This window comes from Salinivibrio sp. MA351, assembly GCF_001996065.1.
GTDB classification, from domain to species: Bacteria; Pseudomonadota; Gammaproteobacteria; order Enterobacterales; family Vibrionaceae; genus Salinivibrio; species Salinivibrio costicola.
Genome location: NZ_MUFG01000018.1, coordinates 1 through 13,743, shown reverse-complemented (window position 1 = coordinate 13,743; position 13,743 = coordinate 1). Strand labels below are relative to the sequence as shown.

The following is a 13,743-nucleotide window of genomic DNA, read 5'->3' as shown; positions in this document are numbered from 1 at the left end:
AAAAGAGGCCGATTGGCCTCTTTTTTAATATCACATCCCTTTCGATGCTCAATCCCTGCTCTAACAATGCTTCTTTTTCAGTAAGGTAGTTGGGGGGTTAAATTATATAGGCAGGTATGAATAGCAAAAAGGAGAGCCGAGGCTCTCCTTTTTTAGCAATTCTTTACTGTAAAACTTACAGTGAAGCTTTCGCTTTTTCTACCAGCACAGAGAATGCTGCTTTGTCATATACCGCGATATCGGCAAGGATCTTACGATCGATTTCGATAGATGCCTTTTTAAGACCGTTAATCAGACGGCTGTATGACATACCGTTTTGGCGAGCCGCTGCGTTAATACGCGCGATCCACAGTTGACGGAATTGACGTTTCTTGTTGCGACGGTCACGATAAGCATATTGACCTGCTTTCGTTACCGCCTGAAAAGCTACGCGGTAGACGCGTGAACGCGCACCATAGTAACCTTTCGCCTGCTTCATTACACTCTTGTGACGTGCACGAGCTTGTACACCACGTTTTACGCGAGCCATTATCTCTCTCCTAAACTAAATTATAAAACTAAAAACTTATGCGTATGGCAGCATGCGAGCTACTTGCGCGTTTTCGCACGCAGGCAGAACAGCATTTGGACGCAGCTGACGCTTGTTCTTAGTAGTACGTTTAGTCAAGATATGACGCTTGGTTGCACGCTTGTACTTAAAGCCACCAGCAGTTTTCTTGAAACGCTTAGCAGCACCTTTGTTGGATTTCATCTTAGACATGATGATAACTCCGCATTGTGTTAATAATATAGCAATTTGGCGAACAAAGCGGCTGCACCTAACAGGCGCAGCCGCTTGTTACTTGGAAGCCAGAATTACTTCTTCTTTGGGGCCAGGACCATGATCATTTGACGGCCTTCGATGCGAGTCGGGAAACTTTCTACTGAAGCGATTTCAGCAGTGTCTTCCTTCAAGCGGTTCAGCACGTCAACACCGATGCTTTGGTGCGCCATTTCGCGCCCGCGGAATCGGATAGTGACCTTGACCTTGTTGCCCTCTTCAATGAAGCGAACCAGGTTGCGTAGTTTTACCTGATAGTCGCCTACATCTGTGCCAGGACGGAATTTAACTTCCTTAACCTGAATAGTCTTTTGCTTTTTCTTCTGCTCTTTCGCAGCTTTACTCTTCTCGTAAAGGAATTTGCCGTAATCCATGATACGACAAACCGGCGGCTCAGCGTTCGGACTGATCTCAACCAAGTCAAGAGTCGCCTCTTCTGCTTTGGCGAGTGCTTCATCAAAAGGGACGATACCGAGTTGTTCGCCGCTGTCATCAGACAATCGAACTTCTTTGACACCACGAATTTCGTTGTTTAGACGATGAGCGTTTTTCTTTGCCGGGGCTTTTCTTGCGCCTTTAATACCTTATTCCTCCACAATATTGAGTGTTCGATCTTGCACTTCTTGCTGCAATTGAGCAAGGAAGTCATCAATCTTAATTTTACCCAAATCTTTACCTTTACGGGTACGTATTGCTACTTCGCCAGCTTCCATTTCCTGGTCACCACAAACGAGCATATACGGTACACGCTTCAAAGTGTGTTCGCGGATTTTAAAGCCAATCTTCTCGTTTCTCAAGTCCGCAGAGGCTCTAAATCCAGCTTTTTGCAGTTTTTTCGCAATCTCTTGCGCATAATCTGCTTGTTTATCCGTGATATTCATCACCACAGCTTGCTGCGGTGATAGCCACGTTGGGAAGTGTCCAGCGTATTCTTCAATCAGAATACCGATGAAGCGTTCCAACGAACCGAGAATAGCACGGTGAATCATCACAGGTGTGTGACGTTCGTTGTCTTCGCCTACATACGTGGCACTTAAGCGCTCAGGAAGCGCGAAATCAAGTTGTACTGTACCACATTGCCAAGCACGATCCAGGCAATCATGTAACGTAAACTCAATCTTAGGCCCGTAAAACGCCCCCTCACCTTCTTGAATTTCAAACGGAATATCCATCGCCGTTAAGGCTTCGTGCAAGGCTTTTTCTGCACGATCCCACATCTCGTCAGAGCCAACACGCGTTTCTGGACGTGTAGAAAGTTTGACTTCGATGTTGTTGAAACCAAAGGTTTGGTACGTCTCGTAGACCATTTCGATACACGCACTGACTTCTTTTTGTACCTGTTCTGGGGTACAGAAGATATGCGCATCGTCTTGGGTAAAGCCACGCACACGCATTAAACCATGCAGCGCACCGGATGGCTCATTACGGTGACAACTACCAAATTCTGCCATACGCAGCGGTAAATCACGGTAAGACTTTAACCCTTGGTTAAAAATCTGTACGTGACCTGGGCAGTTCATTGGCTTAAGTGCATACTCACGGCTTTCTGACTGGGTGGTAAACATGTAATCAGCATATTTGTCCCAGTGGCCAGAGCGCTCCCACAACACGCGGTCCATGATCAACGGACCTTTCACTTCTTGATAGTCGTATTCGGTCAACTTCGCACGGATAAATTGCTCAAGCTCACGGAAAATCGTCCAGCCATTGTGATGCCAGAATACCATCCCAGGCGCTTCTTGCTGCATATGATACAAATCAAGCTGCTTACCCAGTTTACGGTGATCACGCTTCGCCGCTTCTTCTAAACGCACCAGGTGTGCTTTCAGTTGCTTTTTATCGGGAAAGGCGGTGCCGTAGATTCGTTGCAGCATCTTGTTGTCGCTGTTACCACGCCAATACGCGCCAGCCACGTTCAAAATTTTAAAGTTTTGACAAAAGCTCATGTTCGGTACATGTGGACCACGACACATGTCGATGTATTCTTCGTGGTGATACAAGCCCGGACGGTCATCGCGAGAGACATTCTCGTCCAAGATTTCAATCTTGTACGGTTCACCACGTGATTCAAAGGTATCACGTGCTTCTTGCCAGCTGACCGTTTTCTTCACAACCTGATACTTGGTTTTCACCAGCTCTTTCATGCGTTTTTCAATTGCATCCAGGTCATCCTGGGTGAGCGAGCGATCCATATCGATATCGTAATAGAAACCACTATCGATGGTTGGGCCAATCGCCATCTTGGTATCAGGGAAAAGTTGCTTAATCGCATGCCCTAAAAGGTGCGCACACGAGTGGCGAATAATCTCAAGCCCATCATCGTCTTTTGCGGTGATAATTTCGAGCTGTGCATCGTGCTCAATCAAGTCACACGCATCAACGCGTTTGCCGTCAACACGGCCCGCAATACAAGCTTTAGCGAGGCCAGGACCAATGTCATTGGCAACGTCGTAGGTTGAAACTGGGTGGTCAAAAGAACGCTGACTGCCGTCAGGGAGAGTAATTAGAGGCATTGATAACAATCCTTCTCAGTGGTGCCACACACCAAGTGGCACATGAACGTGTATTTTGCGATTAGTAAGTAACCGCACAGTGTGAGTAGGGTTTTGATTATGAAGATCCGACATTTGTGATGCAAGTCATCCCGTCAAGAATTTCTTCGCCGTCCAACGAATGATTCACGAGTATCGCCCTATCATCCGCTTGATTTTGCACTAGACTTCAGCAATGCTGATTTGTATACACAATAATAACAGGAACAATCTATGGCCAATGCGCCCCGCTATCAACAAATTAAAACCTTTATTCAAGAGAAAATTGAGACACGGGTTTGGCCAGTGGGGACACGTATTCCGACCGAATACGAATTATGCGATCAATTTAACGTCAGCCGTATGACGGTGAACAAAGCCGTACGCGATTTAGTCGCTGAAGGCTTACTGGAGCGCACACCTAGATTGGGGACGTTTGTCACTGAGCCCAAAGCCGAATCCCCATTAATGGATATTCGTAATATCGCCGATGAGGTTAACGCTCGCGGGCAAACTTACCACAGTGATATTCGCACATTGAAACGCATTTCTGCACCGGCTGATGTTGCTATGCGCTTAGGCGTTATGGTGGGTACCTCCGTCTTTTATAGTGAGATTGTTCATTACGGTGATGCGATCGCGTTGCAACTTGAACAGCGCTGGGTCAATCCGGCTTTGGCGCCCGACTACTTAGCACAAGACTTTAATCAAACCACCCCAAACGAGTATTTATCGACGGTTTGCCCGGTGAATACCATTGAGCATACAGTCGAAGCCATTCAAGCGAGCTCGACCATTCAGCAAGCCCTCGCGATGCGATCAGACGAACCCTGTTTATTATTACACCGTCGGACCTGGAGCCAACAAACCCTCGTCAGTGCCGCCTTGCTGTACCATCCAGGATCGCGCTATAAGCTCACATCGAGAACGGATAGATAACTTCATTTAGATCGAACCGATCACAATTTTTTACCGTTCTTTTACATTCTCTCTTGTGTCTGCCACTTTATTTGTCTATACATTTGTATAGACATTTAATAAGCGGTAGGCCATCATCATGAGACACCTATATACCGATGCAAAACTGGTCACGATGGCCAGCGATATCCACAATAGCGACGGCTACCAATGCGAAGACCTTAGCGCGATTGCGGTTGAAAACGGCAAAATTGTTGCACTTGGCCAAGATGCCGAGCAGCTTGACTGGCCGAAGCAGTCGTTAAACGGAAGATTGGTGACACCCGGACTCATTGATAGCCACACTCACCTTGTTTTTGCGGGCAATCGCGCGGGTGAGTTTGAGCAGCGCCTTAATGGCGTGCCTTACCAAACCATAGCTGAACAAGGCGGCGGAATTCTCTCCACAGTGCAAGCGACGCGGGCGGCGAGTGACGCAGAATTACTTGCCCTCGCTTTGCCACGTGCCGAAGCTTTAATGCGTGACGGTGTCACAACAATTGAAATTAAATCAGGCTATGGGTTAACCCTCGAGGATGAGCTAAAAATGCTTCGGGTGGCGAAAGCTATCGAGCAGCATTTACCCGTGAATGTCTCTACGACCTTGCTCGCCGCTCATGCTATACCGCCGGAATATCAACACGATGCGGATCATTACATTGCGCATATCTGTCAATCCATTATCCCGGCCGCGGCGGAGCAACAGCTTGCTGACGCCGTGGATGTGTTCTGTGAAAACATTGCCTTTAGCGTCGACCAAGCCGAAAAAATCTATGCGGCTGCCAATGCTCATGGACTCAACATTAAAGCCCATACCGAGCAATTAAGCGACCTGGGCGGCAGTGTGGCGGCGGCCAAAGCCGGAGCCTACTCGGTGGATCATATTGAGTATTTGTCAGAGGCTGACACCCAGATTTTGGCCGAATTTGGCACTGTGGCAACCCTGCTTCCCGGCGCGTTTTACTTTTTACGTGAAACCCAAATGCCACCGATTGAAGCATTACGTGAACATCATGTCCCCATTGCGCTCGCCACTGACTTCAACCCCGGCACCTCGCCCTTTGCCTCATTGACGCTCATGATGAACATGGCTTCCACCTTATTTGGCCTCACGCCCAAAGAGAACCTTTACGGCGTTACCCGTCATGCCGCCCAAGCACTGGGCTTAACAAACAAAGGTCAAATTGCGGTTGGGTTTGATGCCGATTTTGCCGTTTGGCAGTGCGACACCCCAGCCGAGCTCAGTTATATGGTCGGCACGGCGCCCTTAGTCGGAAGAGTGGTCAACGGGATCTGGTATCCCGCAACACCGACTCCGCAGAGCACGCCCCACCAGGAGAATCAAGAATGAAACATCTTCCTGCTGATATGACCGTGTGGCAAGGACGTATTGATCCAGAGGATGGGGAGCGCGGTCTGCGTTTGCACCAAACCATCAGCGCCTACGATAACAGCGTCGAACAGCCGCCAGGTGTCGTGATCTATGGGTTTGCCTGCGATGAAGGGGTAGCGCGTAATCAAGGCCGCCTCGGTGCAGCCCTTGCCCCTGAAACGGTGCGACAAGCACTGGCAAACCTCGCCTGGCATAACAGTCATCCGCTTTATGACGGCGGAACCGTGGTATGTGATGACGCAGATCTGGTATTGGCCCAGCAAGGATTAAGTCAGCAAATCCATCGTTCGTTGCCACAGCACCGGGTCTTAACCCTAGGCGGCGGCCATGAAACTGCATGGGCGAGCTTTCAGGGCTTATCCCGTCATTTGACACACTCCCATGTCAACGACCCCGCGCAGCCGCCTAAGATTGGTATTATTAACTTTGATGCTCATTTTGATTTGCGCACGCCACAAGGGCGCAGTCACGCCGGCAGCTCAGGCACACCCTTCGCACAAATCGCCCAATATTGTGACAAAAAAGGTTGGCCATTCCACTATGCCTGCCTTGGCGTAAGCCGCACCAGCAATACCCAAGCGCTGTTCGATAAAGCCGAGCAACGCCATTGCTGGGTAGAAGAAGATATCAATATGCAGGTAGACGCATTACCGGCGTTAAAAGCGCGATTAACCCAGTTTATTCAAGGCTGTGATTATCTCTATCTTACTGTCGATATGGATGTGTTTCCCGCTAGTATCGCGCCTGGAGTGAGCGCCCCTGCAGCTTACGGCGTGCCAGTCGCGGTGATTGAGCCGTTAATTCGGCACCTGTTCACCGTTGCGCAGAAGCAGCACATTCCCGTCCCTATTTGCGATATCACAGAAGTAAACCCCCATTATGACCGCGACCAGCAAACCAGTCGCTTAGCCGCGCGTATGGCGTGGACCATGATTCACACAGCTTGTCCGCAGCAATCTTGTCCGCAGCAAGCAGGCTCGCACCCCATCAACGATCAAGGAGAATAACCATGACGGACCCACGTTTCGATTCACGCACCGTGAAAGCCCCTACCGGGCCTGAGCTTAATGCAAAAAGTTGGTTAACCGAAGCGCCGCTTCGTATGCTGATGAATAACCTACACCCTGACGTGGCCGAGCATCCTAATGGTTTGGTGGTCTATGGTGGCATTGGCCGAGCTGCCCGCAATTGGCAATGTTTCGACAAGATTGTCGAGGTACTAAAACGCCTGAACGACGATCAAACCTTGCTGGTGCAATCCGGCAAACCGGTGGGTGTCTTCCCCACCCACAAAGATGCGCCACGTGTATTGATTGCCAACTCCAACTTGGTCCCGCATTGGGCAAACTGGGAACATTTTAACGAGCTCGATAAGCAAGGGCTGATGATGTACGGCCAGATGACGGCAGGCAGCTGGATTTACATTGGCTCGCAAGGCATTGTGCAAGGCACCTACGAGACGTTTGTCGCGGTGGCGAAACAACACTTTAATGGCGACGCCAAAGGCCGCTGGATCTTAACTGGCGGTCTGGGGGGCATGGGGGGCGCGCAGCCACTCGCCGCGACCATGGCAGGCTTTTCTATGATTGCGGTTGAATGCGATGAAAGCCGCATCGATTACCGCTTACGTACGGGGTACGTCGACCGCAAAGCGACATCCTTGGACCAAGCACTCGGCATGATTGAAGAAGCAAAACGACAAGGCAAGCCCGTGTCGATTGGCTTATTGGCCAATGCAGCCGATATTTTCCCAGAGCTGGTGGAACGTCATATCACCCCCGATGTGGTCACCGACCAAACCTCGGCCCACGATCCCCTTAACGGTTATCTGCCGCAAGGCTGGACCATGGAGCAAGCCGCGGCACAGCGTAAAGACAACGAAGCCGAGGTGGTCAAAACCGCGAAAGCCTCGATGGCCGTACAAGTTAAAGCGATGCTCGATCTGCAAACACGCGGCGCAGCAACCTTGGATTACGGCAATAACATCCGTCAAATGGCGCTAGAAGTTGGCGTCAATAATGCTTTTGATTTTCCAGGATTTGTACCGGCGTATATTCGTCCATTATTCTGTCAAGGCATTGGCCCGTTCCGCTGGGTGGCGTTATCTGGTGATCCAGAAGATATCTATAAAACCGACCAAAAAGTGAAAGAGCTGATCCCTGATGATCCGCATCTCCACAACTGGCTTGATATGGCCAAAGAACGTATTCAATTTCAAGGTTTACCTGCCCGTATCTGCTGGGTTGGGGTCAAAGATCGTGCACGCTTAGCGCTTGCCTTTAACGATATGGTAAAAAATGGCGAGCTCAAAGCGCCGGTCGTCATTGGCCGTGATCATCTTGACTCAGGCTCAGTCGCAAGTCCCAACCGTGAAACCGAAGGCATGCTAGATGGCTCTGATGCCGTGTCAGACTGGCCATTGCTGAACGCCATGCTCAACACGGCATCCGGTGCAACCTGGGTATCATTGCACCACGGTGGTGGTGTTGGCATGGGCTTTTCTCAGCACTCAGGCGTGGTGATTGTGTGTGATGGCTCCGACGATGCGCATCAACGAGTGGCGCGAGTACTCAGAAACGATCCGGCCACCGGGGTGATGCGCCATGCCGATGCCGGCTATGACATTGCCATTGATTGCGCCAAAGAAGAACAACTCGATCTGCCGCTGCTGGATTTACCTAACCAGCCGCTGCGCTAAGGAGAGCAAAATGACCACACTGACATTACAACCGGGCGAACTCACCCTTTCCCAACTGCGGCAAGTAAGCCGTGAATCTGTACAGATTGCTTTTGCGGATGGCATTGAAGCCACCATGAAAGCCAGTACCGACACCGTCGCCGACATCCTCGCTCAAGACCGCGTCGTATATGGCATTAACACAGGGTTTGGCTTGCTGGCTAATACTCGGATTGAATTAGACGATTTAGAAACCCTGCAACGCTCAATCGTGCTCTCTCATGCCGCTGGTATTGGCGAGTTTATGGATGATGCCACCGTGCGTCTTATGATCGTACTGAAAGTAGCCAGCTTGGCGCGCGGCTACTCCGGGATCCGCTTCGAAGTCGTAAAAGCACTGGCAGCGCTGGTTAATCACCAGGTGTATCCTTGCATTCCCAAAAAAGGCTCAGTCGGCGCCTCGGGCGATCTTGCACCATTGGCGCATATGAGCACAGTACTGCTCGGCGAAGGCCAAGCCCGGTACAAAGGGGAAGTCATTTCTGGAGAGGCTGCACTCAAAATTGCGGGCCTATCGCCCATCACTCTTGGACCAAAAGAAGGACTCGCGCTGCTCAATGGTACGCAAGCCTCTACCGCTTTTGCGCTTGAAGGCTTGTTTGAAGCCGAAGATTTATACGCCGCGGCTACTGTCTGTGGCGCATTGTCGGTAGAGGCCGCGCTTGGTAGCCGACGGCCGTTTGACCCACGCATTCATGCCGTGCGTGGCCATCAAACGCAAATGGATGCCGCTGCCGCTTACCGTCACTTGCTGGGCGAAAGTAGCGACATTGGCAACAGCCATCAAAATTGTGAAAAAGTGCAAGACCCCTATTCATTGCGTTGCCAACCACAAGTGATGGGCGCGTGCTTGCAACAAATTCGCCATGCCGCTGACGTGCTCACCACCGAGGCAAATGCCGTATCTGACAACCCGCTCGTGTTCCCAGACGATGGCGATATTATTTCCGGCGGCAACTTCCACGCCGAGCCGGTCGCGATGGTTGCGGATAACTTAGCCCTCGCAATTGCCGAAATCGGCAGCTTATCAGAACGCCGCATGGCCTTACTGATTGATAGCAACTTGAGTAAACTCCCGCCATTTTTGGTCAACAACGGCGGGGTCAACTCCGGCTTTATGATCGCCCAAGTCACCGCTGCTGCACTGGCAAGCGAAAATAAGACCTTGGCTCACCCGGCATCTATCGATAGCTTGCCCACGTCTGCCAACCAAGAAGATCATGTCTCCATGGCGACTTTCGCTGCGCGTCGCTTGCATGACATGAGTGCCAACACCCGCGGCATTTTGGCCGTTGAGCTACTTTCGGCCAGCCAAGGGATTGATTTTCGCGCGCCCAATAAAACCTCTCAGCGCTTAGAGCAAGCCAAAGCCGAGTTACGCGGCGTGGTGCCGTTTTACGACAAAGACCGCTACTTTGCGCCTGATATCGAAAAGGCCAATGCGCTGGTGCAAACCGGTACCTATAACCGACTAATGCCCTCTGGCTTACTCCCTAGCCTGTAAAGTATTTACCCGCAAAAACGGCTCCTTATGAGCCGTTTTTTATTCAATTTGCCGCCATCTCCACAGAACACTAAAGCTAAAATAGACTAATATGTAGGCAGTTACCTCCCCTCACCTCGATGTAACGGAGTCGCTTATGTGGCATGCACTGTCTCTACATTTATCCGAACAGCTCGATATTGATTTTGAGATCAGAGAAAAAACCGCCATCGGCGGTGGCGACATCCACGACGCCTATTGCATTAGCGATGGGGGCGAGCAGCGCTTTTTCGTTAAAACCAACCAGCGAGAATGTCTGCCCGCGTTTGAGGCCGAGGCCGAAGGCCTGCGCCAACTGGCAATGAGTGAGCACATTCATGTTCCGCGGGTGTATTTTGTCGGGCCGGTAAAAGACAGTGCAGCATTGGTACTCAATTTCCTACCCATTAAATCGCTCGACGATACCCAAGCCTATTTATTCGGTCAGCAACTGGCGCGTCATCACCGCTGGGGAGAGCAAGTCGAATACGGATTCGATGACGATAACTTCATCGGCACCAGCGAGCAAAGAAACAGCTGGCACCGCAAGTGGTGTCACTTCTTTGCTGAGCAACGAATTGGCTGGCAACTACAACTAGCAGCGGAAAAATCACTGCATTTGGGCGACATTGATACCATCATTCACGGCGTCAAAGCGCAACTGGCTAACCATCGCCCCAAACCTGCACTCCTCCATGGCGATCTGTGGTCAGGCAATGTCGGTTTATCCGTCAACGGCCCAGTACTATTTGATCCGGCCTGTTATTGGGGCGATCGCGAAGCCGATATCGCCATGACAGAGCTATTCGGCGGTTTCTCGCAAAGCTTTTACAACGGCTACCAGACTGAATGGCCATTAGACGAGGGTTATCAACAACGAAAAGATATTTATAACCTTTATCATGTGCTCAACCATGTCAATTTATTCGGCGGCCCCTACCTTGACCAAGCCGAACAATTGCTGACAAAACTCGCACTCACGGTGTAGGATGCCAGACACACACACTGAGATAGAGGTTGGCGATGTTATCTGCCGCAATATTTGATATGGATGGCCTATTGGTCGACTCAGAGCCGTTCTGGCAACGGGCGCAAATTGATGTATTGACCGAGCTCGGCGTTTCTATCAGTTTACAAGATACGCGTGATACCACAGGCGTGCGGATTGATGAAATTGTGAAACACTACGCACGTACCCAGCCTTGGCAGGGGCCATCGAATGCTGACGTGCAAGCGCGGATCGTCGCACGCGTGGTTGAACTGGTTAAAGATGAAAAACCCATGATGCCCGGCGTTAAAGACGCGTTGCAAATTTGCCGTCAAGCTGGCTTAAAAATCGGTCTGGCCTCATCGTCTCCACTGACCCTAATCCATCCGACATTGGATGCGCTAGGGCTTAGCGACGCATTTGAAATTGTCGAGTCGGCGGGGGATTTAAAATACGGTAAGCCCCACCCTAAAGTGTATCTTAATGCCGCTAACGCCTTGGGCGTCGAGCCCGACGCTTGCGTCGCCTTTGAAGATTCCTTTACCGGCTTACTTGCGGCTAAAGCCGCCTCGATGAAAACCATTGTGGTGCCGGCCGCGCATGAGTGGGAAGATCCTCGCTTTGTGATTGCCGATCAAAAGCTTGCCAGCCTAAAAGCTTTTAGTGCGGATAATCTTTCGTCGCTGTAGCGATCGTCTCCTGGGTGGCATTAAGCGGGTACAGTGGTTAATGCCACCTTTTAGAGCAGCGCTCATCATTTATCCATCTTACGATCCTCATCTATACTGACAGTAACCGCTTTGTCATAAAAGAAGGGCTGTGACGATGGATGATATAACTGACCGGCTAGTAAGCTGCCCGCACTGTGGACACCGTATTGATCTCACACTGGATCTCAGTGGCGGCAATCAAGAGTTTTACGAAGATTGCCCCAACTGCTGCAATGCGGTGCACTACAACATGCAAATCGACGAGTTACATAAAACCGTTAACTTATTTGTCGATGCGGATGACGAGCAAATTTTTTAGCCCACGCACCCTATAACGCCCACTGAATGCAGCGCCATAAATCAGTGTAACGTTATCACCAAGTGCAAACACAAAGCTAACCGACGCGACTCGTATCAGGGTCGCATTGTCTTGATGGGCTATTCTTTGTGTCATCATTGTTTGCTCTCGTTCGGGATGCAAAATTGACACGGCTTTTGCTTCCTTTTCGCGCCTCCTGGCACGTATAATTGCGCGCAATCGATTCCTCCCTCCCTTTCACTTAAACATGTTGAGGCCAACGTGCAGCAATACCACGATGAAGCAAGAGCCATTATTCGGCTCAGTGTGCCTGTTTTTATTGCCCAAATAGCGCAAACCTCGATGGGGTTTGTCGATACCGTCATGGCGGGCGGATATAGCGCCACCGATATGGCCGCCGTAGCGGTTGCCTCGAGTATATGGATGCCAGCCATCTTGTTTGGGATTGGCCTGCTAATGGCCATGGTCCCTATGATTGCGCAACTTAATGGGGCGAGCAAAGCCACTGCGATCCCGTTTCAATTTCAGCAAGGTCTGTATATGGCATTGCTGTTGAGCATACCCATTGGGCTTATTCTTTATAAAGCCGGTTTTATTATTAATCTCATGGATGTGGAAGCAGCGCTAACTGAAAAAACCATCGGTTACTTACATGCGGTAATCTGGGCGGTGCCGGCTTTCTTGGTGTTTCAATCCATTCGTAACTTATGCGAGGGAATGTCGCTCACCATTCCCGCAATGGTCATTGGCTTTATCGGGCTTGCGGCAAACATTCCACTCAACTGGATGTTTGTGTACGGCAAACTCGGCGCGCCAGAGCTTGGCGGCGTGGGGTGCGGTGTCGCTACCGCGCTGGTGTATTGGATCATGGCTATCCTTATGGCGCTATATGTAGCAGTGAGCAAAAAACTCAGTGGTCTTCAGCTTTTTGCCTCGCTTTACGCGCCAGCACTCAAAGAGCAAATCCGCCTCTTTCGACTCGGGTTCCCAGTCGCTGCTTCGCTGTTTTTTGAGGTGACCTTATTTGCGGCGATTGCCATTTTAATCGCACCACTTGGCTCTATTACCGTCGCAGCGCACCAAGTGGCCATTAACTTCTCCACCATGATTTTCATGTTACCCATGAGTTTGGGTGTCGCCGTCAGTATTCGTGTCGGCCACCTGCTGGGCAAGCGCACCACCGAGGGAGCAGGCAACTCCGCCAAAATTGGGATTTGGCTGGGGGTGAGCACAGCTGTTATTACCGCGCTACTGACCGTTTGGCTGCGCGATCCAATTATCGCCCTGTATTCCGATAATCCAGACGTGGCAACGTTGGCGTCATCACTGATGTTATTGGCCGCGGTATATCAGATCACCGACGCCATTCAAGTGGTCGCGGCTGGTGCCCTGCGTGGCTACAAAGATATGCGTGCCATTTTCCAGCGCACTCTGATCGCATACTGGGGTTTGGGCTTGCCGCTTGGCTATGTACTCGGAATGACAGATTGGCTCGTCCCAGCCATGGGCGCGCATGGGTTTTGGATAGGCATCATCATTGGCTTATCCAGTGCCGCGGTGCTGCTCGGGTTACGCCTACGCTGGCTGCGCCAGCAATCTCCTGAATTCCAACTGGCCATGTCAGAACGCTGAATGCCTTGCCACCCTGTCGGCGCTCGCTGGCAGGGTGACACCGGTCACGCCTTTATTAATTTGATATAAAAAACATATAAAACAGAGCGATAGATCAAACCCAACCGCTACGCACGCACCACTAAACCACGTAT

At 50.7% G+C, this 13,743-nt stretch carries 13 protein-coding genes; 9 read left to right on the top strand and 4 right to left on the bottom strand.

The annotated features are described in order from the left end of the window. Nucleotides 1-175 precede the first annotated feature (175 nt). The 4 genes from rplT to thrS form a co-directional block, all read right to left on the bottom strand. On the bottom strand, nt 176-529 hold the full coding sequence (gene rplT, locus BZG78_RS10425) for a 50S ribosomal protein L20 (protein ID WP_025673305.1): 354 nt from the start codon (nt 527-529) through the stop codon (nt 176-178). A gap of 36 nt (nt 530-565) precedes the next feature. Continuing rightward, nucleotides 566-760, bottom strand: coding sequence for a 50S ribosomal protein L35 (gene rpmI, locus BZG78_RS10420; protein ID WP_025673304.1), 195 nt, complete (start codon nt 758-760; stop codon nt 566-568). A gap of 95 nt (nt 761-855) precedes the next feature. Further along, entirely contained in the window at nt 856-1,401 is a 546-nt protein-coding gene (infC, locus tag BZG78_RS10415; protein ID WP_077460504.1) for a translation initiation factor IF-3, read from the bottom strand. 3 nt (nt 1,402-1,404) lie between these two features. Next, on the bottom strand, nt 1,405-3,333 hold the full coding sequence (gene thrS, locus BZG78_RS10410; protein WP_077576016.1) for a threonine--tRNA ligase: 1,929 nt from the start codon (nt 3,331-3,333) through the stop codon (nt 1,405-1,407). A gap of 252 nt (nt 3,334-3,585) precedes the next feature. Here thrS and hutC point away from each other — a divergent pair, with 252 nt between their 5' ends. The 9 genes from hutC (at nt 3,586) to BZG78_RS10365 (ending at nt 13,609) form a co-directional block, all read left to right on the top strand. Next, complete coding sequence (gene hutC, locus BZG78_RS10405) at nt 3,586-4,290, top strand: histidine utilization repressor (RefSeq protein ID WP_077661158.1); 705 nt, start codon at nt 3,586-3,588, stop codon at nt 4,288-4,290. Nucleotides 4,291-4,408: 118 nt separating this feature from the next. Then, nucleotides 4,409-5,659 carry an imidazolonepropionase gene (gene hutI, locus BZG78_RS10400; RefSeq protein ID WP_077661157.1) on the top strand — a complete coding sequence of 417 codons (1,251 nt, stop codon included), beginning with the start codon at nt 4,409-4,411 and terminating at the stop codon, nt 5,657-5,659. Beyond that, nucleotides 5,656-6,708 (top strand): formimidoylglutamase, encoded by a 1,053-nt coding sequence (gene hutG, locus BZG78_RS10395; protein ID WP_077661156.1) that lies wholly within the window; start codon nt 5,656-5,658, stop codon nt 6,706-6,708. Before hutI ends, hutG begins: the two co-directional genes overlap by 4 nt. A gap of 2 nt (nt 6,709-6,710) precedes the next feature. Further along, on the top strand, nt 6,711-8,399 hold the full coding sequence (hutU, locus tag BZG78_RS10390) for a urocanate hydratase (protein WP_077576018.1): 1,689 nt from the start codon (nt 6,711-6,713) through the stop codon (nt 8,397-8,399). A 10-nt stretch (nt 8,400-8,409) separates the two neighbouring features. Further along, on the top strand, nt 8,410-9,942 hold the full coding sequence (hutH, locus tag BZG78_RS10385; RefSeq protein WP_077460498.1) for a histidine ammonia-lyase: 1,533 nt from the start codon (nt 8,410-8,412) through the stop codon (nt 9,940-9,942). 136 nt (nt 9,943-10,078) lie between these two features. Next, the gene (locus tag BZG78_RS10380) at nt 10,079-10,948 is read left to right on the top strand and encodes a fructosamine kinase family protein (RefSeq protein ID WP_077661155.1); all 870 of its coding nucleotides are present in this window, start codon (nt 10,079-10,081) and stop codon (nt 10,946-10,948) included. A gap of 35 nt (nt 10,949-10,983) precedes the next feature. Further along, complete coding sequence (gene hxpB / locus BZG78_RS10375) at nt 10,984-11,637, top strand: hexitol phosphatase HxpB (RefSeq protein ID WP_021023666.1); 654 nt, start codon at nt 10,984-10,986, stop codon at nt 11,635-11,637. 136 nt (nt 11,638-11,773) lie between these two features. Then, nucleotides 11,774-11,977 (top strand): CPXCG motif-containing cysteine-rich protein, encoded by a 204-nt coding sequence (locus tag BZG78_RS10370; RefSeq protein WP_021023665.1) that lies wholly within the window; start codon nt 11,774-11,776, stop codon nt 11,975-11,977. Between the two features lie 261 nt (nt 11,978-12,238). Continuing rightward, nucleotides 12,239-13,609 (top strand): MATE family efflux transporter, encoded by a 1,371-nt coding sequence (locus tag BZG78_RS10365; protein ID WP_021023663.1) that lies wholly within the window; start codon nt 12,239-12,241, stop codon nt 13,607-13,609. Nucleotides 13,610-13,743 lie beyond the last annotated feature (134 nt).